The organism is Rhizobium sp. N621 (genome assembly GCF_001664325.1).
In the GTDB taxonomy this organism is placed as follows: Bacteria; Pseudomonadota; Alphaproteobacteria; order Rhizobiales; family Rhizobiaceae; genus Rhizobium; species Rhizobium esperanzae.
The window spans coordinates 3,105,356-3,129,730 of the sequence record NZ_CP013495.1; the positions used below are offsets into that span (position 1 = coordinate 3,105,356).

A 24,375-nucleotide genomic window follows, 5' to 3' on the forward strand; every position below is an offset into this window, starting at 1 on the left:
GGCAAGGACGCCGGCTCAGACGCCGGCGATCGCGCCCTCCCGGCGAACGAGAAGATAGAACCGTCCGCAGAGCATGGCGGCCGCCGCCGCCAGCCCGACGAGGAAGCCGAACCAGATGCCGATGCCGCCCAGACCCAGCGGAAAGGCGAAGGCCCAGGCCAGGAAGAAGCCAATCGGCCAGTAAGCGATCAGCGCCATGATCATCGGCACGCGCGCGTCCTTCAGGCCGCGCAGCAATCCGTTGGCGATCACCTGCAGCCCATCGACCAGTTGGAAAAGCCCGGCAACGACGATCAGCGGCCCGGCATAGGCGAGCACCTCGGGCGCCTCGGGCGAACTGACGTCGAGGAACCAGCTGCCGAGGAATTGCGGCATGGTGGCAAAGAGCACCGAGCCCACCGCCGAAATGGCGCAGCCGAGGATGAACACCATGATGGAAGCTCGCACCAGCCCGTCATAATCGCCCTGCCCGTGCGCGACGCCCACGCGCACCGTCGCCGCCTGGCTGAGGCCGAGCGGGATCATGAAGGCGATCGATGCCCATTGCAGGGCGATGCCGTGGGCGGCAAGTTCGATGGTGCCGATATAGCCCATCAGCAGGGAGGCCACCGTGAACAGGCTGACCTCGGCAAGGATGGTGACGCTGATCGGGAATCCGAGCCGGATGACTTCCAACAGCGCATGCCAGTCGGGCTTCCAGAACCGCACGAAGATCTCGTAGCGGCGCGTCTCCTCCCGCCTCTGCACGAAGGCAAGGATGAAGAGGAAACCAGCCGTCTGCACCACGACCGACACGATCGCCGCACCCTCGAGCCCCATCGCCGGAAAGCCGAAATGGCCGAGCACGAGGGCATAGGCGAAGAACGCGTTCATCACCAGCGTGACGATGGTGACGTTGAGGATGATGCCTGCCTTGCCGATGGCGCTGACCAGCGCGCGCATCACGTTGAAGAGCAGTGCCGGCAGCACGCCGAATTGACCGATCATGATATAGCCATGCGCGAGCTTGGCTACCTCCGGCTTCTGCTGCGCGAAGAGCAGGATCTGCTCGGAATTGAAGAAGGCGGGCTGCATGAAGGCCCAATATCCAATCACCACCCACAGACCCATGCGCAGCGATCGGCGCACAGAGACGACGTCGCCGCGGCCATAGGCCTGCGCCACCATCGGAATGACGGCGATGGCGAAACCCGAACCGAAGATGAGGATGGTGAAGAGGAATTGAGCCGACAGGACCATTGCCGCCAGATGCTCGGCGCCGAGGCGCCCGACGATCATCACGTCGGTGGTATTGATGCCGAGCTGAGCGAGCTGCGCGCCGATCAGCGGAATGCCGAGCGCCAGTGTTGCACGGAAATGCGCACCCCAACGATTATCGTTTGTCGGCGCAAGGCTGCGCGCGTCGATCGGCGTGTCCATGACACCAGTCCTGTGATTGAGATCTGCAACGCCGCGTAGTGGGCGCAAAAATATCACTCGGGCTTAAATCAAAGCCTCGCAAAGAACTACCCCAAAACAGGCAGATGATGAAAAATTCATCATACCATCACCATTTCTGATCGGTTCAGCCCACGCCTTCCAGCGCCTCGGCCGGCTCCCGGGCTCGAACCCTCGTAAGAAACACCCCGGCGGCCAGAACGATGAGCACGGCAGCCGTGAGATAAGGCGCACCGGCAAAGGTGACGGGCGCCTCAGGCCGCGTGAAGTAGCCGAACATCTGCGTGAAGATCAGCGGCCCGACAATGGTGGTGATGCTGCTGAGGCTGGTCAGCGCGCCCTGCAACTCGCCCTGCGCCGAAGGCGGCACCTTGCCGGCGGCAATACTGCGCAGCGCCGGATCGGCGACGTTTTCGATGACGGTTGCCACGATGACGACATAAACCACCCAGCCCTCCCAGGCGAAGGCATAGCCGGTCAGCCCCGCAGCGGAGAAGCAGAGACCGAGAAGCGCGGTCTTCCATTCGCCGAGCAGAGGCACGACGCGCGGCAGGACCAGCCCCATGACGAGCGCGGCGCCGATGCCGTAAATGCCGAGCGACAGGCCGATCTGCCCCTCGCTCCAGCCGTAGCGGTAGGTGGAGACGAAGGACCAGACCGAGGGATAGACGGCATGCGCCAGGAAAAACAGGAACATGACGAGGCTGACCCCGCCGATGCCAGGGTAATGGCGCATCTGGCGCAACGCGCCGAGCGGATTGGCGCGTTTCCACTCGAAGCGACGGCGGTTCTTCGCCTCCAGCGTTTCCGGCAGCAGAAAGCAGGCGGCGACAAAATTGAGAAGCGACAAAGCAGCAGCGCCGAGGAAGGGCACGCGCGGGCCGAATTCCCCAAGGAAGCCGCCGATGACGGGGCCGATGGTGAAGCCGACGCCGAAGGCGATGCCGATCAATCCGAAGTTCTTGGCGCGGTTCTCCTCCGTGCTGATATCGGCGATATAGGCCGAGCAGGTGGCGAAGCTGCCGCCGCTGATGCCGGCAAGCACACGGCCGACGAACAGCATCCAGAAACTGGTGGCAATGCCGCAGATGAAATTGTCGATCGCGAAGGTCAGCACCGAAAGCAGGAGGATCGGCCGGCGGCCGAAACGGTCGGACAGGTTTCCGAGCAGCGGCGCGAACAGGAACTGCATGCCGGCATAGACGAGCATCAGCCAGCCGCCGTCGATCGCAGCATCGCTGACGCTGCCGCCGGTCAGTTGCTCCAGATAGGCGGGCAGCACCGGCATGATGATGGCGATGCCGATAATGTCGAGGAAGAGGATGACGAAGACCAGGAAAAGGCCGCGGCGAACGAATTTCGGATCAAGCATGAGGCATCTCTACAGCGGCTGTTTCTGAAAAGACGATCTCCGTCGCCGGAAAGTGACATAGCTCAGAAAAGAAACTGAAACAATCCGTGAACATCTGGAAGCATCTCAGGAGTTTGTACGGGAAAATCGTCAGGGCCTCAACCGGAGACGCGCGCCGTCTTTCCGGCGGATCCCAGCGATAAACTCCCTTGCAATCGCCACAAAGGCATCCAGATCAATCCAAACAGAACACTCATTGTGCATTTCCCCGCACAGCCTGTTCCACTTCGTCCGATTATCGCCCGGATGCGAAGACGGTAGAACAGCCTCGACAGCGGCGCTCGGCGCGGATGCCCGATCACGCCGCACGGCGCAATAAGGGAGAAGACGATGCAGATCTATCGTTTAGGACAGACCGGACCCGATGTCTCGGCCATCGGCCTCGGCTGCATGGGCATGTCGGGCATGTATGGTCCCGCCGACCGCGCCGAGAGCATTGCGACAATCCATGCCGCGCTCGATGCCGGCATCAACCTGCTCGACACCGGCGATTTCTACGGCATGGGCCACAATGAAATGCTGATCGGCGAGGCATTGAAGGGCCGCAGGCGCGAAGACGCCGTCATCAGCGTCAAGTTCGGCGCGCTGCGCGATCCTGCAGGCGGATGGAGCGGCATCGATGCCCGCCCGGCGGCTGTGAAGAACTTCCTCGCCTACACGCTGCAGCGCCTCGGCGTCGACTATATCGACATCTACCGCCCTGCCCGCCTGGATCCGAATGTGCCGATCGAGGACACCGTCGGCACCATCGCCGATCTGGTCAAATCAGGCTACGTCAGACATATCGGTCTGTCGGAAGTCGGCGCCGACACGATCCGCCGCGCCGCCGCCACCGCCCCGATCGTCGACCTTCAGATCGAATATTCGCTGATCTCGCGCGGCATCGAAGAGAAGATCCTGCCGACGACACGTGAACTCGGCATCTCGATCACCGCTTACGGCGTGCTCTCGCGTGGCCTGATCAGCGGCCATTGGCAGAAGGGTCAAGCGGCCGCCGGCGACTTCCGCGCCGACAGCCCGCGCTTTCAGGAAGGCAATATCGATCAGAATCTCGCGCTGGTGGAAAAGCTGCGCGAGATCGCCCAGGCAAAAAGTGTCTCCGTCGCCCAGATCGCCATCGCCTGGGTCGCCGCCAAGGGCAAGGATATCGTCCCCCTCATCGGCGCCCGCCGCCGCGACCGGCTGACCGAGGCCCTCGGTTCACGCGCCGTCGACCTGTCACCGGAGGATTTCGCCGCGATCGGACGCGCCGTGCCGAAAGACGCAGCGGCCGGCGGGCGTTATCCAGAGCAAATGCTCCAGCACATGGATAGTGAGAAGTGAGGTTAGGTGTTAGGTCAAAAGGGCTCAAACGTCCTGCCATGTAGCAGGGACGCTGGAAACTCAAACCGGCCCCGAAAACGTATCACACGCCGTTAGCTGTCCGCTGTCGAACCCGCGCTTGAACCACCTGACGCGCTGCGCCGAGGTGCCGTGGTTGAAGCTCTCGGGAACCACGTAACCCTGCGAGCGCTTCTGCAGCGTATCGTCGCCGATCTGCTGGGCGGCGTTCAGCGCTTCCTCGAGGTCACCGGCCTCCAGGATGCCCTTCTGATCGGTATATTTGCCCCAGATGCCGGCGAAGCAATCGGCCTGCAGCTCGACACGCACCGACATCTTGTTGGCCTCTTCCTCGCTCATGCGCTGACGGGCCTGGTTGAACTTCGGCAGGATGCCGAGCAGGTTCTGCACGTGATGGCCGACCTCATGGGCAACGACATAGGCTTCGGCAAAATCGCCCGATGCGCCGAAGCGATCGGACAGCTCCTGGAAGAAGGCCGTGTCGAGATAGACCTTGTGATCCCCAGGGCAATAGAAAGGACCGGTCGCGGCAGAGGCGAAGCCGCAGGCCGACTGCGTCTGGTCGGAGAAGAGCACGAGGCGAGGCTCCTCGTAATCTCGGCCCTGTGCCTGGAAGATGCCGTGCCAAGTATCCTCGGTCTCGGCAAGGACGGTACGCACGAAGGCGGTCATTTCGTCATTGGCGGGCGTCCGAGCACCGGATTCGCTTTGCTCATAGCCGGGTCCACTCGACATGCCGCCGGTTTCGAGCACCTGCAGCAGATCGACACCCATCATCTTGAAGATGAAATAGATGACGACGAGGAAGATGATCGTGCCGATGCTCAAGCCGCCGCCGGCGCGGCGGACGCCGCCGCCGGAGGGAAAGCTGAAACCGCCGCCGCGGCCGAAACCACCGCCTGTGGGCTCGCCGCGACGATCTTCGATATTGTCGGACTGACGCCGGCCTCTCCATTCCATTTTCGTTCTCCCCGGCAATGCCCGTGCTTGCACTTAAGGAATTTATATAACCGCCGGCGGGAGGAATTCCAGCGGCTTCATCCGCATGCAAAAAGGCGGTTGAAAGGCTCGCTAGGTCTGCCGCAGCCATGCCTCGACATGCATCTCCACGTAAAGAAGATGCGTCAACCGCTTGACGCGACTCCTGCTTTCGCTCTTCCTGATAGAAGAGGAGAATGCGGGAGGAGATGACGATGAAGGCGGTGCGTCTGCAAGCGACAGGACAGTTGCAGCTTTGCGAAGTCGAAAAGCCGGTGCCAGGCCCGGGTGAACTGCTCGTCCGAATCGAGGCCTGTGGCATCTGCGGCACCGACCGCCATATCTTCCACGGCGAATTTCCGTCGAAGCCGCCGGTGACGCTCGGCCATGAATTCGCCGGCATCGTCGAGACGGCCGGACCGGGTGTGACCGATTTCCGCCCCGGCATGCGCGTGACCGGCGATCCGAACATTTCCTGCGGCAGCTGCGAGGAATGTCGGCGCGGCCGTGTTAATCTCTGCCGGAACCTCCGGGCGATCGGCATTCACCGCGACGGCGGCTTCGCGGATTATGTCTGCATGCCGCAAAGCCAGGCCTTCGCGCTGCCGGCCGATCTTGACCCGCTCCACGGCGCCTTCTGCGAGCCGCTCGCCTGCTGCATTCACGGCGTCGATCTCGCCGGATTGCACGCCGGCGCCTCAGTCATCGTGCTCGGCGGCGGCGTGATCGGTCTACTCACCCTCCAGCTGGCCACGCTCGCCGGCGCGACTCGCGTCGTGCTGGTGACGCGGAGCGCTGGAAAACGCCGGCTGGCCGAAAGCCTCGGCGCCACGGCAACAGCGGATCCGGGCGACGGCGATATCATTGCCCGTCTCACCGACGCGGACGGACTGCTGCCCGGCGGCGCCGACGTCGTCTTCGAATGCGCCGGCGTCACTGACACCATGCAGCAGGCGCCGCGGCTTGCCCGCCGCGGCGGCAGCGCCGTCATTCTCGGCGTCATGCCGCAGGGGGCAAAGATCGAGATCGAGCCCTTTGACTTGCTGTTTCGCGAAGTCCGGCTGATAAGCTCCTTCGTCAACCCTTTCACCCATGGCCGCGCCGCCGATCTGATTGCCACCGGCAGGATCAAGGTCGAGCCGTTGATCTCCCGCAGGATCGGGCTCGCAGAAGCCCCGGACGCGATCATCAAACCGGCGCGCGGCGGCGAAATCCGGGCGCTCGTCATCCCCGGATGGGAATAGCCGTTCGCGCCGGTTCGGATTCCTGTCGATTCCGTGATTTATGGGGTTCCGTTTGCAAATACATTTGCCTATAAGCCGCTTCTAGCCTGAAAAGACCCAGCATGCGCAACCGACCCGGTGATCTCCCACCCTGGCCGGTTTTCTGCGCAGCCAGAAAATGGATATCGCCCATGCCGAAGCGCCAAGACATCAAATCGATCCTCATCATCGGCGCGGGACCGATCGTCATTGGCCAGGCTTGCGAATTCGACTATTCCGGCACCCAGGCCTGCAAGGCGCTGAAGGAGGAAGGCTACCGCGTCATCCTCGTCAATTCCAACCCGGCGACCATCATGACCGACCCCGGGCTGGCAGACGCCACCTATGTCGAGCCGATCACCCCGGAGGTCGTCGCCAAGATCATCGCCAAGGAGCGCCCGGACGCGCTGCTGCCGACCATGGGCGGCCAGACGGCTCTGAACACCGCCCTCTCTCTGAAGCGCATGGGCGTGCTCGACCGCTACAATGTCGAGATGATCGGCGCCAAGCCGGCCGCCATCGACATGGCCGAAGACCGCGCGCTGTTCCGCGAGGCCATGGCCCGCATCGGCCTGGAAACGCCGCGCTCGATGCTGGCGAACGCCACCGACATCAAGGATCTCGACCGCAAGACGCATGAGGCCGAGCGCAGCAAGCTGCGCGAAAGCCTCTCCGGTCCCGACCTTGACAAGGCGCTGGACGAACTGGAGAACCAGTGGAACCTCGGCGAGAGCGACCGCAAGCAGCGCTACCTGAACCACGCCATGGCGGTCGCCGCCCAGGCGCTCGACCATGTTGGACTGCCCGCCATCATCCGCCCCTCCTTCACGCTCGGCGGCACCGGCGGCGGCATCGCCTATAACCGCTCGGAATTCTTCGAGATCGTCGGCGGCGGCCTCGATGCCTCGCCGACCACCGAAGTGCTGATCGAAGAATCCGTGCTCGGCTGGAAGGAGTATGAGATGGAGGTCGTCCGCGACAAGGCGGACAATTGCATCATCATCTGCTCGATCGAGAACATCGATCCGATGGGCGTTCATACCGGCGATTCCATCACCGTCGCCCCGGCGCTGACGCTGACCGACAAGGAATACCAGATCATGCGCAACGCCTCGATCGCGGTGCTGCGCGAGATCGGCGTCGAGACCGGCGGCTCGAACGTCCAGTTCGCCGTCAATCCGAAGGACGGCCGCCTCGTCGTCATCGAAATGAACCCGCGCGTCTCGCGCTCCTCGGCGCTGGCGTCCAAGGCCACCGGCTTCCCGATCGCCAAAATCGCCGCCAAGCTCGCCATCGGCTATACCCTCGACGAACTCGAAAACGACATCACCGGCGGCGCCACGCCCGCCTCCTTCGAGCCGTCGATCGACTATGTCGTCACCAAGATCCCGCGTTTCGCCTTCGAGAAATTCCCCGGCGCCTCGCCGGTGCTGACCACCGCGATGAAGTCGGTCGGCGAAGTCATGGCGATCGGCCGCACCTTCGCCGAATCGCTGCAGAAGGCGCTGCGCGGCCTCGAAACCGGCCTCACCGGCCTCGACGAAATCGAGATCCCCGATTTCGAGGAAGGCGAATCCAGCCAGAACGCCATCCGCGCCGCCATCGGCACGCCGACGCCGGATCGCCTGCGCATGGTCGCCCAGGCGCTGCGCCAGGGCCTCAGTATCGAAGAGGTGCACGAGGGCTGCAAGATCGACCCCTGGTTCATCGCCGAGCTCAAGAACATCGTCGACATGGAGGCCCGCATCCGCGAGCACGGCCTGCCCGGCGATGCCGACAACCTGCGTATGCTGAAGGCGATGGGCTTCTCCGACGCGCGTCTCGCAACCCTGACCGGCAAGCGCCCGAAGGAGGTCGCCGAACTGCGCAACGGTCTGAACGTCCGCCCGGTTTTCAAGCGCATCGACACCTGTGCAGCCGAATTCGCTTCGCCGACGGCCTATATGTATTCGACCTACGAGACGCCCTTCGTCGGCGCCGCCCGCTCGGAGGCGCAGGTCTCCGACCGCAGGAAGGTCGTCATCCTCGGCGGCGGCCCGAACCGCATCGGCCAGGGCATCGAGTTCGACTATTGCTGCTGCCATGCCGCTTTCGCGCTGAAGGATGCGGGCTATGAAGCGATCATGATCAACTGCAACCCGGAAACCGTCTCGACCGACTACGACACCTCGGACCGCCTCTATTTCGAACCGCTGACGGCGGAAGACGTGATCGAGATCCTGCGCGCCGAGCAGGAAAAGGGCGAAGTCGTCGGCGTCATCGTCCAGTTCGGCGGCCAGACGCCGCTAAAGCTTGCCGAAGCGCTGGAAAAGAACGGCATCCCGATCCTCGGCACCGCGCCCGATGCGATCGATCTCGCCGAAGACCGCGACCGCTTCCAGAAGCTGCTGATGAAGCTCGACCTCAACCAGCCGAACAATGGCATCGCCTATTCGGTCGAGCAGGCACGTCTGGTCGCAGCCGAAATCGGCTTCCCGCTGGTCGTGCGCCCGTCCTACGTCCTCGGCGGCCGTGCCATGCAGATCCTGCATTCGGAAGGCCAGTTGCAGACCTACCTGCTCGACACGGTTCCGGAACTGGTGCCCGAAGACATCAAGCAGCGTTATCCCAACGACAAAACAGGCCAGATCAACACCCTGCTCGGCAAAAACCCGCTGCTCTTCGACAGCTACCTGACTCACGCCATCGAAGTCGATGTCGACTGCCTCTCGGATGGCACCGACGTCTATGTCGCCGGCATCATGGAGCACATCGAGGAAGCCGGCATCCATTCCGGTGACTCGGCCTGCTCGCTGCCGCCGCGCTCGCTGCCGGTCGAACTGCTCGACGAGCTGGAGCGCCAGGCGAAAGCCATGGCCAAGGCGCTCAATGTCGGCGGCTTGATGAACGTCCAGTTCGCCATCAAGGACGGCACCGTCTACGTGCTCGAGGTCAATCCGCGCGCCTCGCGCACCGTGCCCTTCGTCGCCAAGACCATCGGCGCGCCGATCGCCAAGATCGCCGCCCGCGTCATGGCCGGCGAGAAGCTCGATGCGACCTTCGCCGCCTATGGGCAGAAGCCCGATCCGCGCAAGCTCACCCACATCGCCGTCAAGGAAGCCGTCTTCCCCTTCGCCCGCTTCCCCGGCGTCGACACGCTGCTCGGCCCGGAAATGCGCTCGACCGGCGAAGTGATCGGCCTCGACACCGATTTTGCCCTGGCCTTCGCCAAGTCGCAGCTCGGCGCCGGCGTCGAACTGCCGCGTGACGGAACGGTCTTCGTCTCCGTGCGCGATGAGGACAAGGCGCGCGTGCTACCGGCAATCCGCATCCTCGTCGAAGAAGGCTTCAAGGTGCTGGCAACCGGCGGCACCGCCCGCTTCCTCGGGGAAAACGGCATCACCGCCACCAAGATCAACAAGGTTCTGGAAGGCCGTCCGCACATCGAGGACGCGATCCGCAACCGCCAGGTCCAGCTCGTCATCAACACCACCGACGGCAATAAGGCGATCTCGGACTCCAAGTCGCTGCGCCGCGCGACGCTGATGCAGAAGGTGCCCTATTACACGACGATGGCCGGCGCCGAAGCCGCCGCCCAGGCGATCAAGGCGCTGAAGGCAGGCAATCTCGAAGTACGGCCGCTGCAAAGCTACTTCGCTTGAGACAGGGCAGCGCTACCGCTCGACGGGCGGTGGCGCGACCTTGACCGGAATCGGTTTATCCGACTTCCGTCATAAGCCGCTGAATTTCCAGTATGTCCTCGCGAAACCGTACCATTTCCTCCGCCTTCAGCCGCTCGTCGGGAATACGCAGCAGATAGGACGGATGCACCGTCACGAACAGCGTCCGCCCGCCTTCGATCGCCATCGCTCTTCCCCTGATATCCTGGAGACGCTGCTTCACATCGGTCAGCGCCGCAAGCGCCGTCGCCCCCATGGCGACGATCAGCTTCGGCTTGACCAGTTCCATTTCCAGATCGAGCCACCAGCGGCAATGCTTCACCTCGCCCATATTGGGCTTCTGGTGGATGCGGCGCTTGCCGCGCGGCTCATATTTGAAATGCTTGACGGCATTGGTGACATAGAGCCTTGAGCGGTCGATACCCGCCTCTGCTATCACCTGGTCGAGCAACCGGCCGGCCGGACCGACGAAGGGGCGGCCGGCAATATCCTCCTGGTCGCCCGGCTGCTCGCCGACAAACATCACCTCCGCATCGCCCGGCCCCTCTCCGAATACCGTCTGGGTCGCATTGGCGTGAAGCGGACAGCGCGTGCAGACCGCAGCCTCCGCGCGCAGCGCTTCGAGTGCGCCCACCGGAGCCTCCGGTTCTGCGGGAAAATTTCGCGCGGCCTGCTGCAAGCGGTCGTGAAAAGGCAGCGATTGCGTCGCTTCCCGCGCCGCCATGTCGCGCACCTTGCTCTCGGCCGATGCGATCAAGCCGGGAATGAGATCGGCTTCCGGCAGGTTCTTCCAGTATTTCTTCGGCATCTCCGCCTGCATCGCCTTCACCTTCAATCGCGCCGGGTTGAAGATGCTGGCATAGTAGGTGCGCCAGAGTTCGTCCGTGGCATCGCTGAGATTGAGCCTTTCGCATGGCTCGTCGGCAATCGTCAGCCGCTCGCCGTCCCAGGCCGCCGAGCCCTTGGGCGTCGCAATCAGCCAGTCCATGTCGGTGAAACGGCGTTGGAAAAAGGGAGCCGTGCGCCTGACGATATGATGGTCCGGCTCGAACCAGGCGAGGAATTTCCGACGACCTGCCGATACCGCGCCAACCTCCTTGAAGCGGACGAACGCCGTCATTTTGTGCGCGTCACGCCGAACGTTCTTCGCCATCAGCCTGGCACGCACGACATCCTCGTCGGAGGTCACCTCAAGCAGCTGCCGGTCCAGCTGCAGCCGCCAGAGCAGATGGTAAAGCAGCGAAAACCGCGCCGGATCGGAATGGCAGAGAACCGTCTCCGCAAGCTCGATGAAGGCGGGCGGCACCGTCATCGGCTTGCGTGATGTCGCAGGCTCCGGCGGCATGGCGTCACGTTGAAACGAAAGATCGGCCTCGGTGCTTTTTTCGCGCCAGTCGATCTCCTCGGGCAAGATGCCGGCGGCCGCCAGGGCGCGTGCGGCATCGCGCCATTCGCCAAGCTCTCCCCGTCCCGCAAGCACGACCCGGCGCATCACAGCAACGACAATTGTTCAGGCTGCGGCTCGAACATGGCGCGCAGGTCCGGGCGGTCGATCAGCCGGCGGGGCGACCAGCCTTCCGCTGAGATGAAGGCTTGGACCTTCTTGATCGAAACGCCGAGCCGCAAGAGATCGTCGAGCCGGAGCCGGCGAAAACGGCGCGCCGAAACGATGGCCTTCACCGTCTTGGTGCCGAGACCGGGCACGCGCAATAACCGCTCGCGCTCGGCTTTGTTGATGTCGACGGGAAATTCAGCCCGGTTGGCAAGCGCCCAGGCAAGTTTCGGATCGAGATTGAGATCGAGCATGCCGCCCGCCTGGTTTGCGGTGATCTCGTCGATGCCGAAACCGTAGAACCGATAGAGCCAGTCGGCTTGGTAAAGCCGATGCTCGCGCATCAGCGGCGGCTTGATCAGCGGCAGGTTCTTCGAAGCATCGGGGATCGGGCTGAAGGCCGAATAATAGACACGCCGCAGGCCATAGCTGCTGTAGAGCCGGCCGCTGCTCGCAAGGATGGTCGCGTCGTTCGCCCCATCCGCCCCGACGATCATCTGCGTGCTCTGGCCGGCCGGGACGAAACGCTGGCGTTTCCCGGTCTTAAGCGTCGGTTCGCCGGCCGCTTCAATCTTCATCCTGAGATCCGCCATCGATCGCCGGATATTGGCCGGCTTCTTTTCCGGTGCGAAGCGGGTGATGCCGCTGTCGGTCGGCAGCTCGATATTGAGCGACAGCCTGTCGGCATGAAGCCCCGCCTCCTCGATCAGACGCGGCGATGCCGCCGGGATTGCTTTGAGATGGATATAGCCGCGGAAATGATGCGTTACACGCAGCTCGCGGACGATACGGACCATCTCCTCCATCGTGTAATCGGAAGAGCGGATGATGCCGGACGACAGGAACAGGCCTTCGATATAGTTGCGGCGGTAGAATTCCAGCGTCAGCCAGACAACCTCCTCCGCCGTGAAGCGCGCCCGCTCGACATTGCTGGAGGAGCGATTGACGCAATAGGCGCAGTCGTAGATGCAGAAATTGGTGAGCAGGATCTTCAGAAGCGAAATGCACCGCCCATCCGGAGCATAGGCATGACAGATGCCGGAACCCTCTGTCGAACCCAGTCCGCCGCTTGTGCTCGAATCGCGGTTCACCGTGCCGCTGGAGGCACAGGAAGCATCGTATTTCGCGGCATCTGACAGGATGGCCAAGCGTTCGGTTAGCGACTTCTTCATTAGAATGTTCTCTATATGTTCCATGGCCTAAAGTCAAATCCCGCCGTCGCCGCCTCTGCCCCGTTTTGGGCACTTCACCCGATGGATCAGCGGGTTGCGTTTCATTTATGCGAATTTTCTGGAAATCGGCCGTGGCGATCTGCTATAAGCACGCGACTAGGATTGTGGCACGGTTCCGAAGTTCCCTTCGGGACCTGTTTTCTTTTGTGTGTGCCTGACTGTGCTGAGGCAAGACCGGCGGCCACAAGGAGTGAAGGACAGAAAAATGGTTGATAAGGTACCGATGACACAGGGTGGTTTCGTCAAGCTGCAGGAAGAACTGCGCTGGCGTCAGCAGGAAGAGCGTCCCCGAATCATCGAGGCGATCGCCGAAGCCCGTGCCCATGGCGACCTTTCCGAAAATGCCGAATATCATGCCGCCAAGGAAGCCCAGAGCCACAATGAGGGTCGCATCACCGAGCTTGAAGATCTGACGGCGCGCGCCGAGGTCATCGATCTTACCAAGATGTCCGGCGATAAGATCAAGTTCGGTGCCAAGGTGAAGCTCGTCGACGAGGACACCGAGGAAGAAAAGACCTACCAGATCGTCGGCGACCAGGAAGCCGACGTCAAGGCCGGCCGCATCTCCATCTCCTCACCGATCGCCCGTGCGCTGATCGGCAAGGAAGTCGGCGATTCCATCGAGGTTAACGCACCCGGCGGCTCCAAGGCCTACGAAATCCTCCAGGTTTCCTGGGGCTGATCGCCCGCCAGACATGAGATCCATCCTTGCCTGATATGCGTGACGTCGAGATCATCGCGCCCAATTTCAAGCGCCGGCTCTCCGGCGTCACGTCGACCATCGTTCAGCTCATCCCATGCCAGATCCGGCTTGGCATGCGCATAGCAACGCTTGGCCCCGGCCTGCCGGAGGGCCTGGCGAAACTGAGATGGTCACAGCTCCCTGGTCTGTGGCGCAGGCCGGCGCGCCGGCGCCATCGCGTCTGGCACGCCCGCCGCAACAATGAGATGGCCGTCGGTATCCTGCTCCGCCATCTCCTGCGCATGCCGCTGAAGCTCATCTTCACCTCGGCCGCGCAGCGCCGCCACACCGCCTACACGAAATGGCTGATCCGCCGCATGGACGCGGTGATTGCAACCAGTGACCGGTCCGGCTCCTTCCTCGAGGTGCCCCACACCGTCATCCAGCACGGCGTTGACCTCTCCCTGTTCCACCCGCCGGAAACCGCCGACGACGGCATTGCTGCGACCGGCCTGCCCGGCCGTTATCTCGTCGGCTGCTTCGGCCGCGTGCGCCATCAGAAAGGCACCGATCTCTTCGTCCAGGCGATGATCGAACTCTTGCCACAGCACCCCGAATGGACGGCCGTCGTCTCCGGCCGCGTGACGGCGGAGCACGTGGGCTTTGGCGAAAAGCTCAAGGCCGATGTCGCCGCCGCCGGCCTCGCCGACCGTATCCTTTTCCTCGGCGAAGTTCCTGACATAAAAGTCTGGTATCGCCGCCTGATGCTTTACGTCGCCCCTTCCCGCAACGAGGGTTTCGGCCTGACTCCGCTCGAAGCCATGGCCTCGCGCACCGCCGTCGTGGCATCGGACGCCGGCGCTTATGCCGAACTCATCGTCAATGGCGAGACCGGCGCCGTCGTCCCCGCGGGTGACGGTGAGGCGCTGACGCGGGCAATGGCCCCCTATATCGCAGATCCGGCGCTGGCGATTGCCCATGGCGAGAATGCGCTGCGCCACGTCAGAGCGAATTTTGCGCTGGAGAAGGAAGCAAACGCCATCGGCGCCGTTTACGACCGCCTTCTCGGCGACAATCGCGGCTGACGCGGAGCAAAAAACGCCCGTTGGTAACGGGCCATCGGACCGCTGCAGAGGTCAGTCAACCCTGCCTCCGTCATGCTCGGGCTTGTCCCGAGCATCTGCCTCGGGTCGATAAGGGCAGCAGATCCTCGGCGCAAGCCGAGGATGACGATGAGTAGAGAACGAGCTTACTCAAAAAGTGAACGGCCCGTTGGATAACGGGCCGCTGCAAAGATTGCCAATGATCACGCTGCTTATTCGGCGGGCTGGAGACCGGCGGCCGACGTCTCCTCGGTCTCGCCGCCCAAGGCTCTGGCAAGCTGCCCCGTATCCAGCTCGTTTTCCCAGCGCGCCACGACGATCGTCGCCACGGCATTGCCGACGAGGTTGGTCAACGCCCGGCACTCCGACATGAAGCGGTCGATGCCGAGGATGAGCGCCATGCCGGCGACCGGCACGGAAGGCACGACGGAGAGAGTTGCGGCAAGCGTGATGAAGCCGGCGCCGGTGATGCCCGCGGCACCCTTGGAGCTCAGCATCGCCACCAGCAGCAGCAGGATCTGGTCGCCCCAGGAGAGATTGATGCCGGTTGCCTGGGCGATGAAGAGCGCTGCCAGCGTCATGTAGATGTTGGTGCCGTCGAGGTTGAAGGAATAGCCTGTGGGAATGACGAGGCCGACGACCGAACGCTTGCAGCCGGCCTTTTCCATCTTGTTCATCAGGCCCGGAAGAGCGGCTTCCGAGGACGAGGTCCCGAGCACCAGCAGCAGCTCTTCCTTGATGTAGCGCAGCAGCGCCACGATCGAGAAGCCATTGTAGCGGGCGACCGCGCCGAGCACGATGAAGACGAAGAGCAGCGACGTGATATAGAACGTGCCGATCAGCATAGCGAGGTTGGCGATCGACCCGACGCCATACTTGCCGATGGTGAAGGCCATGGCGCCAAAAGCGCCAATCGGGGCAGCCTTCATCAGAATGGCGACGAGCTTGAAGACGGGAGCCGTCAGGGCATTGAGGAAATTGACGACCTGCTCGCCCTTTTCGCCGACCATCGCGAGCGCGATGCCGAAGAGCACCGAGAAGAACAGCACCTGCAGAATATCGCCGTCGGCAAAGGCGCCGACGATCGTCGTCGGGATGATATTCGTGAGAAAGCCGACGATGCTCTGCTCATGCGCCTTATCGGCAAAGGTGGCGACGGCCTTCGGGTCGAGCGATGCCGGATCAATGTTCATCCCGGCGCCGGGCTGGACGACGTTGGCGACGATCATGCCGATGACGAGCGCCAGCGTCGAGAAGGTCAGGAAGTACAGCATCGCCTTGCCGGCGACGCGGCCGACCTTCTTCAGGTCACTCATGCCGGCAATACCGGTCGCTACCGTCAGGAAGATGACCGGCGCGATCACCATCTTGACGAGCTTGATGAAGGCGTCGCCGAGAGGCTTCAGCTGGGTGCCGAGATCGGGATAGAAATGACCGAGAATGATACCCGCAGCGATGGCCGCGAGAACCTGGACGTAGAGATGGGAATAAAAGGGCTTCTTGCCCTTGCTGTCTGCGACTGCATCGAGTGGTGCTGCGATCATGATGTCCTCCTAAAGGCTCGTCCGGAACGAACTCCGGCCTCCCGAGCCGTTCGCTTCAATCCAACAGCTCAGCCGTTGTTGCGCTGTTCTTCGCAATCGCCGTGCCAGTTTCGCTCCATCCGCTTAAGCCATTGTGTTTATTGCAGAAAAAATTTCCGAGGAGCCAGCGACTTATCCAGACAATGCGGAAACTCACACAAATCCATTTGCGTCCCGTGCGGAAAAATGCACAAATCCGTCATGTCCTTGTCAGTCTCACAAAGGCTTTGGCCCTCCCTGCCCCTGCACCACCGCATTCGCCGAATGTGGTGGGCCTATGCGGTGCTTGCCCTTTCGGCCGTCGTCGGAAGTCTCTTGGCGAGCGGCGAGGTCGGCCGGCGCCGGGCGGAAGCGGCCCTGGAGGAACAGGCCCGCACCGATGCGAGGATGAACGTGGCGCTGCTGCGCACCGTCCTCGAAAAATACCGGGCGCTGCCCTTCGTGTTGTCCCAGGACACCGCGCTCGCCGCCGCCCTGGCGGGACGCGACGCTGGTACCTTCGAACAGCTGAGCCGGAAGCTTGAGACACTGGCAGCCGGTACGAAGGCTGCCGTCATCTATGTCATCGACAAGGATGGTATCGCGGTTTCGGCCAGCAACTGGCGCGAACCGACGAGCTTCGTCGGCAACGACTATCGCTTCCGCGAGTATTTTCAGGGCGCCGTCGCTCAAGGGCAGGCCGAGCATTTCGCGCTTGGCACCGTCAGCAAGAAGCCCGGTCTTTATATCTCCGAGCGGATATCAGGCAGCGACGGTCTGCTGGGCGTCGTCGTCGTCAAGGTGGAATTCGACGATGTCGAGGCGGATTGGAATGCCTCGGGCGCCCCCTCCTACGTCATCGACGATCGTGGCATCGTCCTCATCACCAGCATTCCTTCCTGGCGGTTCATGACGATCGGCCGCATTGCCGAGGATCGGTTGACCGCGATCCGCGAGAGCCTTCAATTCGGTGACGCGCCGCTTCAGCCGCTGCCGCTCGATATCATCAGGCACCTTGGCGACGGGCTTGCTGTCGTCGAGATCGTCACGCCCGGCGGCGCCGGCAAGACAAGCTTTCTCAATGTCGGGATGCCGATCCCTGCGACCGGCTGGCATCTGCAGCATCTTGTTGCATTGGGGCCGTCCGTCGATGCAGCGGTCCGCGAAACGCGCATGCTGGCGCTGCTCTTGCTTTTGCCGCTCCTGGCGGGCGCAGCCTTCCTCTTGCGCCGCCGCCAGACGATCACGCTGAGGATTTTTAGGGAGCAGCAGGCGCGCGAAGAACTGGAACAGCGCGTGGCCGAGCGGACGCTGGATCTCAGCCAGGCGCGGGATCGGCTGCAGGCCGAGATCGCCGGTCACCGCAGCACCGAGCAGAAGCTGCAGGCGGTGCAGCAGGATCTGGTGCAGGCCAACCGGCTGGCGATCCTCGGCCAGGTTGCCGCCGGTGTCGCCCATGAGATCAACCAACCGGTGGCGACCATCCGCGCCTATGCGGACAATGCCCGCACTTTCCTCGACCGCGGCCAGACGGCGCCGGCCGGTGAAAATCTTCAAAATATCGCCGCCCTGACGGAGCGCATAGGCTCGATCACCGAGGAGCTGAAGACCTTCGCCCGGAAGGGCCGCGGCAGCGCCGAACCGACGGGCTTGAAGGACGTCATCGAGGGGGCGGTGATGCTGCTGCGCAGCCGCTTTGCCGGTCGCATGGACACGCTCGACATCGAGCTGCCGCCCGCCGAGCTGCAGGTCATGGGCAGCAGGATCCGTCTTGAGCAGGTGCTCATCAACCTGCTGCAGAATGCGCTGGAAGCCGTGGCGCCAAAAGCCGGAGCGGGGCGCGTCGAGGTCAGGACATCGGCCGATGCGGAGACGGTGACGCTGACTGTTGCCGACAACGGCCCCGGCATTTCGCCCGAAATCCGCAAGGGCCTGTTCACGCCGTTCAACACCTCGAAGGAAAAAGGTCTCGGCCTCGGCCTTGTCATCTCCAAGGATATCGTCGGCGATTACGGCGGCCGGATGGAAGTTGAGAGCGATGGCGAGGGAAGCCGCTTCATCGTTCATCTGAGAAAGGCTTGAGATCATGGACATGGGCATACCCGTTGCTTTGATCGACGATGACAGAGATCTGCGCCGCGCCACCGCCCAGACGCTGGAACTCGCCGGCTTCTCCGTTTCCGCCTATGACGGCGCCAAAGCGGCGCTGGACGAGCTGCCGGCCGATTTTGCCGGCCCGGTCGTCACCGATATCCGCATGCCGGAGATCGACGGGCTGCAACTGTTCGCGACGCTCAAGGGTATGGATCCCGACTTGCCGGTGATATTGATGACCGGCCACGGCGATATTCCGATGGCCGTCCAGGCCATCCAGGACGGCGCCTATGATTTCATCGCCAAGCCCTTCCCGGCCGACCGGCTCGTCCAGAGCGTGCGCCGCGCCAGCGAAAAACGTCGGCTGGTTCTGGAAAACCGCATGCTGCGCAAGGCTGCCGACGATGCGCAGGAGACCTTGCCGCTGATCGGCCAGACGCCGGTCATGGACAATCTCAGGAAGATCCTTCGCCACATCGCCGATACCGATGTCGACGTGCTGGTCGCCGGCGAAACCGGCAGCGGCAAGGAAGTGGTGGCCCAGATCCTGCATCAGTGGAGCCATCGCCGAAACGGCAATTTCGTGGCGCTGAACTGCGGGGCGCTGCCCGAAACCGTCATCGAAAGCGAGCTGTTCGGCCACGAAGCCGGCGCCTTTACCGGCGCCCAGAAGCGCCGCACCGGCCGCATCGAACATGCAACCGGCGGCACGCTTTTCCTCGACGAGATCGAGAGCATGCCTGTCGCCACGCAGGTCAAGATGCTGCGGGTGTTGGAGATGCGCGAAATCACCCCGCTCGGCACCAACGAGGTTCGCCCGGTCGATCTGCGCGTCGTCGCGGCCGCCAAAATCGACCTTGGCGATCCCGAGGTGCGCGGCGATTTTCGCGAGGATCTCTATTACCGGCTGAATGTCGTGACGATTTCCATTCCGCCGCTGAGGGAGCGCCGCGACGATATTCCGCTGCTGTTTTCCCATTTCGCCGCCCGTGCGGCCGAGCGCTTCCGCCGCGATGTCCCGCAGCTTTCAGAGAATGTCCGCCGACATCTCGCCACCCATGCATGGCCGGGCAATGTCCGCGAGCTCTCCCACTATGCCGAACGGGTGGTGCTGGGTCTGGAAGGCGGCGGAGCGACGCTCGTTCCCCCGCAACCGACGGGCGGCACGCTGCCCGAACGGCTGGAACGCTACGAGGCAGAGATCATCCGCGACGCGCTTTCGGCGAATGACGGCGACGTGCGCCGTACCATCGAAGCGCTCGGCATTCCGAGAAAGACGTTCTACGACAAGCTGCAGCGCCATGGCATCAACCGAGGCGGCTATGCCTCGCGCAAATAACGCATGTCGCGCAAAAGTGTGCAGCGGTTTTGCGGCAACGACATGCGTAAAAACAAAATCTAAAGCGCAACGAGCGAATTTGAAAGATCGCGACGCGCGTTAGACCGCTTCAGACTTCGACCAGCCCTAGCTTCTTCACCTGCCGGATCGTCAGCATGGTGCGCACGGTATCGACATGTTCGTTCGCTGTCAGCACCTCGATGACGAAATCCTGGAAGTGGGTGAGGTTCTCCGCCACACAATGCAGCAGGAAATCGCTGTCACCCGAAACCATCCAGGCCTGGCGCACCAGCGGCCACTCGGTGGTGGCGGCGGCAAACGCCTTGAGGTTGCCTTCCGACTGGTGTTTGAGGCCGACCATACAGAAAGCAACCAGATCGAAGCCGAGCTTCGGGCTGTTCAGCATCGCGTGGTAGCCTTCGATGATACCGGCTTCCTCGAGCTTGCGCACCCGGCGCAGACAGGGCGGCGCCGAGATACCGACCCGGTCGGCGAGCTCCACATTGGTCATGCGGCCGTCAGCCTGCAGCTCCCGGAGGATCTTTATGTCGATGACGTCGAGTTCCGTGCGACCCACACCGTGGCCTTTCTTTAATTCTCCGCGGCGAGCTTCTATATAAAGCAGCGGAATACGCAAGAAAGTTTCAAGCCGATGACGGATTCTTGCACAGCAGGGCGATTTGCCTTGTTGGTAATGCAAGGCTGCCCTTGAATAATAGCATTGGTCGTTCATAAATGGCGCATGGACCGCGAAACGGCCTCAATCGCTCTTTAGCCGCCGCCCTCCTGCCAGTCGAAAGGAAATGACATGCCCGCCCGCCACACGAAGGTGCTCATCATCGGTTCCGGACCCGCCGGCTATACTGCCGCGGTCTACGCCGCGCGCGCCATGCTGAAGCCGGTTCTGATCGCCGGCCTCGAACAGGGCGGCCAGCTGATGATCACCACCGATGTCGAGAACTATCCGGGCTTTGCCGATCCGATCCAGGGTCCCTGGCTGATGGACCAGATGCTGCAGCAGGCAAAACATGTCGGCGCCGAGATCGTCAGCGACCTCGTGACCGAAGTCGACATGAACCAGCGTCCCTTCGTCGCCCGCACCGACAGCGGTCAGGTCTGGACAGCAGACACGCTGATCATCGCCACCGGCGCCAAGGCCAAGTGGCTCGGCATCGAAAGCGAACAGCATTTCCAGGGCTTCGGTGTTTCGGCCTGCGCCACCTGCGACGGCTTCTTCTATCGCAACAAGGATGTGATCGTCGTCGGCGGCGGCAACAGCGCTGTCGAAGAAGCGCTCTATCTCTCCAACATCGCCAAGTCGGTCACCCTCGTCCACCGCCGCGACACCTTCCGCGCCGAGAAAATCCTGCAGGAACGCCTGTTCGCGAGGGAAAACGTCAAGGTGCTGTGGAACACCGAAGTGGCCGAAATCACCGGCACGGCGGCCAAGCCCCCGATGCCGCAGTCCGTCTCCGGCGCTCGTCTGCGTGACGTCAGAACCGGCACGATCACCGAAATGCCGATCGACGGCGTCTTCGTTGCCATCGGCCACGCACCGGCAACCGAACTCTTCAAGGACAAGCTGAAGCTGAAGGACAACGGCTATCTCTGGACCGCGGCGGATTCGACCGCGACCAGCCTCGAGGGGGTCTATGCCGCCGGCGACGTGACCGACGACACGTTCCGGCAGGCCGTCACCGCCGCCGGCATGGGCTGCATGGCAGCGCTCGAGGCCGAGCGATATCTGACGGGCCACATGCCCGTCGCCGTGGCCGCGGAGTAAGATCGGCATGAGAGGCGGGGGAATGCCACTGGATTGGGACAAGCTGCGTATTTTTCACGCAGCTGCCGAGGCGGGTTCGTTCACGCATGCGGCGGATAAACTCCATCTGTCCCAATCCGCCATCAGCCGCCAGGTGAGCGCGCTCGAGCAGGATGTCGGCACCAAGCTGTTTCACCGTCACGCGCGCGGGCTGATCCTGACGGAACAGGGCGAACTGCTCTACCGCACCGCCCATGACGTGCTGCTGAAGCTCGAAACCGTGAAGATGCAGTTGACCGAGACGACGGAAACCCCGTCCGGCAAGCTGCGTGTGACGACAACGGTCGGTCTCGGCCAGGGCTGGCTCACCGATAAGATCCAGGAATTCCTACAGCTCTACCCCGACGTTCAGATCCAGCTGATCCTCGACAACGAGGAAGTGGATGTGAATATGCGCCATGCCGACTGCGCGATCCGCCTGCGTCAGCCGCAGCAGTCCGACCTCATCCAGCGCAAGCTCTTCACCGTGCACATGCACGTTTATGCCGCGCCCTCCTATATCAACCGTCATGGCGAGCCGCAGAAGATCGAGGATCTCGACAATCACCACATCATCACCTTCGGCGAGCCGGCGCCGAGTTACCTGCTCGACGTCAACTGGCTTGAGGTCGCCGGCCGCTCCTCGGACAACAAGCGCATCCCGCATCTGCAGATCAACAGCCAGACCTCGATCAAGCGCGCCTGCCTGCTCGGAATCGGTGTCGCCTGCCTGCCGGATTATATCGTCGGGCGCGACCCCGGCCTTATTCAGCTGCCGATCAATGCCGACGTACCGTCCTTCGACACGTATTTCTGTTATCCCGACGAAATCAAGAATGCCGCCAAGCTGAAGGCTTTCCGTGATTTCATTGTCAGCAAGGCCAGAAACTGGAATTTTTAAGCCAGATTTATGGAATGATTTCCATACTATGCATTGTGCGCATGACTGGCATGCACAAATGAGGGTTGCCGTTTGCCCATTAAACCACCATATCGCACATAGCTGATGCACATGGTGGCTTTTCCTCCCAGTTCCACCGCATTAGCTGTTCCCCTCTGGAGGTTTTTGAACCTTCACACTTATAAGGGCCCTGGTTTTCCAGCGGCCCTCTTTTTTTGCCTTGCAGCTTCGGAAAATGCCGCGCCGCAAAAAAATTGTGCGGCGCATAACAGGTATGCACAAAAAAGCATTGAAACCTGCCTAAGGAAGCACCATATCCAACTCAGCTGATGCATTTCGTGGTTTCTCTCCCAGTTCCACCGCATTAGCTGTTCCCCTCTGGAGGTTATTGACCTTCACAATTCAAAGGGCCCTGGTTTTCCGGTGGCCCTCTTTTTTTGCCCAAAATTTACTCACGCGCCAAAAGCCGCCGCCTCACGTCACCGTGATTTGCATATCGGCAAGCGTCGAACAATATATCGAAAAAATTCGATTTATGGATCGACCGACTGCGATGGATAAAGACGAAATCATCAAGGCACTCGCCCACCCCACCCGGATGGACATTCTGAGCTGGCTGAAGAATCCCGAGGAACATTTCCCCACGCAGGAGCATCCCTTCGAAATGGGCGTCTGCGCCAGCCAATTCGAGCGCTGCGGCCTATCCCAATCGACGGTTTCCGCCCATCTCGGAACGCTGCATCGCGCCGGTCTCGTCACCACCAGACGCGTCGGCCAGTGGATCTTCTACAAGCGCAACGAAGAAACGATCGCCGCTTTCCTCAAGCAGCTGACACAGGATCTTTAATGCCCCTCGCCCTTCTCGTCCTCGCCTTGAGCTCCTTTGCGATAGGCACGACCGAATTCGTCATCATGGGCCTGCTGCCGGAGGTCGCCACCGATCTCTCGGTGACGATCCCACAGGCCGGATGGCTGGTAACCGGTTACGCGTTGGCAGTCGCGATCGGCGCGCCCGTCATGGCAGTCTCGACCGCTAAATTGAAACGGCGCACGGCGCTGATTGCGCTGATGGCCTTCTTCATCGCCGGCAACCTGCTTTGCGCTCTGGCGAGCGATTATTGGGTGCTGATGATCGCCCGCATCGTGACCGCTCTCTGCCACGGCGCCTTCTTCGGCATCGGCTCGGTCGTCGCCGCCGGACTGGTTGCGGAAGACCGCAAGGCCCGCGCCGTCGCGCTGATGTTCACCGGCCTGACACTTGCCAATGTCCTCGGCGTACCGCTCGGCACCGCGATCGGCCAGGCCTATGGCTGGCGCGCCACCTTCGGCGTCGTCACCGTCATCGGCATCGTCACCATTCTTGGACTGATCGCCATCCTGCCGAAGGACAAGAAACAGGAAAACGGCAGCATCCTGCGCGAGATCGCGGCACTCAGGAATAGCGGCCTCTGGCTGGCGCTTTCGACCACCGTCTTCTTCGCTGCCTCGATGTTCGCCCTCTTCACCTATATCGCGCCGCTCCTGCGTGATGTCACCGGCGTTTCGCCGGAAGGCGTCACCTGGACGCTGTTCCTGATCGGCCTCGGCCTGACCGTCGGCAATCTCATCGGCGGCAAGCTTGCCGATTGGCGGCTCGGCGTAACACTTGCCGGCGTCTTCGCCGCGATCGCCGTCACCTCGCTTGCCTTTAGTTATACGAGCCGCTTCTTCATCCCGGCTGAGATCACCCTCTTCCTCTGGGCGACCGCAAGCTTTGCCGCCGTGCCGGCGCTCCAGGTCGGCGTCGTCGGCTTCGGCAAAGATGCGCCGAACCTCGTTTCGACGATCAATATCGGCGCCTTCAACACCGGCAATGCATTCGGCGCTTGGGCGGGCGGCCTGGTCATCGATGCCAGCTTCGATCTCACCCGCGTTCCGCTCGCCGCAGCCCTGATGGCCCTGGTCGGCCTGGGTGCGACGGCGCTCACCTATCTCTCCGCCAGGGGCCGGGCTGCGCTTGCCCCCGCAGAGTGATCCTCCCG

Annotated in this window: 18 protein-coding genes; 11 read left to right on the forward strand and 7 right to left on the reverse strand. The window is 62.4% G+C overall.

Annotated elements, in window-relative coordinates:
- Window positions 1–15: 15 nt before the first annotated feature.
- Together AMK00_RS15140 and AMK00_RS15145 are read right to left on the reverse strand one after the other, a co-directional pair.
- Window positions 16–1,419: an MATE family efflux transporter gene (locus AMK00_RS15140; RefSeq protein WP_064810898.1), complete on the reverse strand. Its 1,404-nt coding sequence runs from the start codon at window positions 1,417–1,419 to the stop codon at window positions 16–18.
- A 145-nt stretch (window positions 1,420–1,564) separates the two neighbouring features.
- The gene (locus AMK00_RS15145) at window positions 1,565–2,809 is read right to left on the reverse strand and encodes a TCR/Tet family MFS transporter (RefSeq protein WP_064803975.1); all 1,245 of its coding nucleotides are present in this window, start codon (window positions 2,807–2,809) and stop codon (window positions 1,565–1,567) included.
- 369 nt (window positions 2,810–3,178) lie between these two features.
- On the opposite strand from AMK00_RS15145, the gene AMK00_RS15150 reads away from it, so the two are divergent.
- On the forward strand, window positions 3,179–4,171 hold the full coding sequence (locus AMK00_RS15150; protein WP_064810900.1) for an aldo/keto reductase: 993 nt from the start codon (window positions 3,179–3,181) through the stop codon (window positions 4,169–4,171).
- A gap of 60 nt (window positions 4,172–4,231) precedes the next feature.
- Here AMK00_RS15150 and ypfJ read toward each other — a convergent pair whose 3' ends face one another.
- Window positions 4,232–5,149, reverse strand: a complete 918-nt coding sequence (gene ypfJ / locus AMK00_RS15155) for a KPN_02809 family neutral zinc metallopeptidase (RefSeq protein WP_064810902.1) — start codon at window positions 5,147–5,149, stop codon at window positions 4,232–4,234.
- 233 nt (window positions 5,150–5,382) lie between these two features.
- Between ypfJ and AMK00_RS15160 the strand changes: the two genes are divergently transcribed.
- Together AMK00_RS15160 and carB are read left to right on the forward strand one after the other, a co-directional pair.
- Window positions 5,383–6,411: a zinc-dependent alcohol dehydrogenase family protein gene (locus AMK00_RS15160; protein ID WP_064811736.1), complete on the forward strand. Its 1,029-nt coding sequence runs from the start codon at window positions 5,383–5,385 to the stop codon at window positions 6,409–6,411.
- 170 nt (window positions 6,412–6,581) lie between these two features.
- Window positions 6,582–10,070, forward strand: coding sequence for a carbamoyl-phosphate synthase large subunit (gene carB, locus AMK00_RS15165; RefSeq protein WP_064810903.1), 3,489 nt, complete (start codon window positions 6,582–6,584; stop codon window positions 10,068–10,070).
- Between the two features lie 55 nt (window positions 10,071–10,125).
- On the opposite strand, the gene AMK00_RS15170 is transcribed toward carB, so the two are convergent.
- Both AMK00_RS15170 and AMK00_RS15175 read right to left on the reverse strand, forming a co-directional pair.
- The gene (locus tag AMK00_RS15170; protein WP_064810905.1) at window positions 10,126–11,580 is read right to left on the reverse strand and encodes a UdgX family uracil-DNA binding protein; all 1,455 of its coding nucleotides are present in this window, start codon (window positions 11,578–11,580) and stop codon (window positions 10,126–10,128) included.
- Complete coding sequence (locus AMK00_RS15175; RefSeq protein WP_064810907.1) at window positions 11,580–12,812, reverse strand: putative DNA modification/repair radical SAM protein; 1,233 nt, start codon at window positions 12,810–12,812, stop codon at window positions 11,580–11,582. Before AMK00_RS15175 ends, AMK00_RS15170 begins: the two co-directional genes overlap by 1 nt.
- A 265-nt stretch (window positions 12,813–13,077) precedes the next feature.
- On the opposite strand from AMK00_RS15175, the gene greA reads away from it, so the two are divergent.
- Window positions 13,078–13,554: a transcription elongation factor GreA gene (gene greA / locus AMK00_RS15180; protein WP_004672775.1), complete on the forward strand. Its 477-nt coding sequence runs from the start codon at window positions 13,078–13,080 to the stop codon at window positions 13,552–13,554.
- A 26-nt stretch (window positions 13,555–13,580) separates the two neighbouring features.
- Entirely contained in the window at window positions 13,581–14,639 is a 1,059-nt protein-coding gene (locus AMK00_RS15185) for a glycosyltransferase family 4 protein (RefSeq protein WP_064810909.1), read from the forward strand.
- Window positions 14,640–14,869: 230 nt separating this feature from the next.
- Here the strand turns inward: AMK00_RS15185 and AMK00_RS15190 are convergent, their stop codons facing one another.
- The gene (locus tag AMK00_RS15190; protein WP_064810911.1) at window positions 14,870–16,201 is read right to left on the reverse strand and encodes a dicarboxylate/amino acid:cation symporter; all 1,332 of its coding nucleotides are present in this window, start codon (window positions 16,199–16,201) and stop codon (window positions 14,870–14,872) included.
- Between the two features lie 225 nt (window positions 16,202–16,426).
- On the opposite strand from AMK00_RS15190, the gene AMK00_RS15195 reads away from it, so the two are divergent.
- Together AMK00_RS15195 and AMK00_RS15200 are read left to right on the forward strand one after the other, a co-directional pair.
- Entirely contained in the window at window positions 16,427–18,301 is a 1,875-nt protein-coding gene (locus tag AMK00_RS15195) for an ATP-binding protein (protein ID WP_064810913.1), read from the forward strand.
- Between the two features lie 4 nt (window positions 18,302–18,305).
- Window positions 18,306–19,652 (forward strand): sigma-54-dependent transcriptional regulator, encoded by a 1,347-nt coding sequence (locus AMK00_RS15200; RefSeq protein ID WP_064810915.1) that lies wholly within the window; start codon window positions 18,306–18,308, stop codon window positions 19,650–19,652.
- Between the two features lie 109 nt (window positions 19,653–19,761).
- Here the strand turns inward: AMK00_RS15200 and AMK00_RS15205 are convergent, their stop codons facing one another.
- Window positions 19,762–20,229 (reverse strand): Lrp/AsnC family transcriptional regulator, encoded by a 468-nt coding sequence (locus AMK00_RS15205; RefSeq protein WP_009992419.1) that lies wholly within the window; start codon window positions 20,227–20,229, stop codon window positions 19,762–19,764.
- A 231-nt stretch (window positions 20,230–20,460) separates the two neighbouring features.
- Between AMK00_RS15205 and trxB the strand changes: the two genes are divergently transcribed.
- The 4 genes from trxB (at window position 20,461) to AMK00_RS15225 (ending at window position 24,367) form a co-directional block, all read left to right on the forward strand.
- Complete coding sequence (trxB, locus tag AMK00_RS15210; RefSeq protein ID WP_064810917.1) at window positions 20,461–21,435, forward strand: thioredoxin-disulfide reductase; 975 nt, start codon at window positions 20,461–20,463, stop codon at window positions 21,433–21,435.
- Between the two features lie 22 nt (window positions 21,436–21,457).
- Window positions 21,458–22,354, forward strand: a complete 897-nt coding sequence (locus tag AMK00_RS15215; protein WP_064803999.1) for a LysR family transcriptional regulator VtlR — start codon at window positions 21,458–21,460, stop codon at window positions 22,352–22,354.
- A gap of 553 nt (window positions 22,355–22,907) precedes the next feature.
- On the forward strand, window positions 22,908–23,201 hold the full coding sequence (locus AMK00_RS15220; protein WP_064705707.1) for an ArsR/SmtB family transcription factor: 294 nt from the start codon (window positions 22,908–22,910) through the stop codon (window positions 23,199–23,201).
- Complete coding sequence (locus AMK00_RS15225; RefSeq protein ID WP_064810919.1) at window positions 23,201–24,367, forward strand: MFS transporter; 1,167 nt, start codon at window positions 23,201–23,203, stop codon at window positions 24,365–24,367. Before AMK00_RS15220 ends, AMK00_RS15225 begins: the two co-directional genes overlap by 1 nt.
- The last annotated feature ends 8 nt before the right edge of the window (window positions 24,368–24,375 follow it).

Bases quoted from the DNA above. Each gene is read 5' to 3' on its own strand.
- AMK00_RS15140 (WP_064810898.1), bottom strand. From the start codon at position 1,419: ATGGACACGCCGATCGACGCGCGCAGCCTTGCGCCGACAAACGATAAT.
- AMK00_RS15145 (WP_064803975.1), bottom strand. From the start codon at position 2,809: ATGCTTGATCCGAAATTCGTTCGCCGCGGCCTTTTCCTGGTCTTCGTC.
- AMK00_RS15150 (WP_064810900.1), top strand. From the start codon at position 3,179: ATGCAGATCTATCGTTTAGGACAGACCGGACCCGATGTCTCGGCCATC.
- ypfJ (WP_064810902.1), bottom strand. From the start codon at position 5,149: ATGGAATGGAGAGGCCGGCGTCAGTCCGACAATATCGAAGATCGTCGC.
- AMK00_RS15160 (WP_064811736.1), top strand. From the start codon at position 5,383: ATGAAGGCGGTGCGTCTGCAAGCGACAGGACAGTTGCAGCTTTGCGAA.
- carB (WP_064810903.1), top strand. From the start codon at position 6,582: ATGCCGAAGCGCCAAGACATCAAATCGATCCTCATCATCGGCGCGGGA.
- AMK00_RS15170 (WP_064810905.1), bottom strand. From the start codon at position 11,580: ATGCGCCGGGTCGTGCTTGCGGGACGGGGAGAGCTTGGCGAATGGCGC.
- AMK00_RS15175 (WP_064810907.1), bottom strand. From the start codon at position 12,812: ATGAAGAAGTCGCTAACCGAACGCTTGGCCATCCTGTCAGATGCCGCG.
- greA (WP_004672775.1), top strand. From the start codon at position 13,078: ATGGTTGATAAGGTACCGATGACACAGGGTGGTTTCGTCAAGCTGCAG.
- AMK00_RS15190 (WP_064810911.1), bottom strand. From the start codon at position 16,201: ATGATCGCAGCACCACTCGATGCAGTCGCAGACAGCAAGGGCAAGAAG.
- AMK00_RS15195 (WP_064810913.1), top strand. From the start codon at position 16,427: ATGCACAAATCCGTCATGTCCTTGTCAGTCTCACAAAGGCTTTGGCCC.
- AMK00_RS15200 (WP_064810915.1), top strand. From the start codon at position 18,306: ATGGACATGGGCATACCCGTTGCTTTGATCGACGATGACAGAGATCTG.
- trxB (WP_064810917.1), top strand. From the start codon at position 20,461: ATGCCCGCCCGCCACACGAAGGTGCTCATCATCGGTTCCGGACCCGCC.
- AMK00_RS15215 (WP_064803999.1), top strand. From the start codon at position 21,458: ATGCCACTGGATTGGGACAAGCTGCGTATTTTTCACGCAGCTGCCGAG.
- AMK00_RS15220 (WP_064705707.1), top strand. From the start codon at position 22,908: ATGGATAAAGACGAAATCATCAAGGCACTCGCCCACCCCACCCGGATG.
- AMK00_RS15225 (WP_064810919.1), top strand. From the start codon at position 23,201: ATGCCCCTCGCCCTTCTCGTCCTCGCCTTGAGCTCCTTTGCGATAGGC.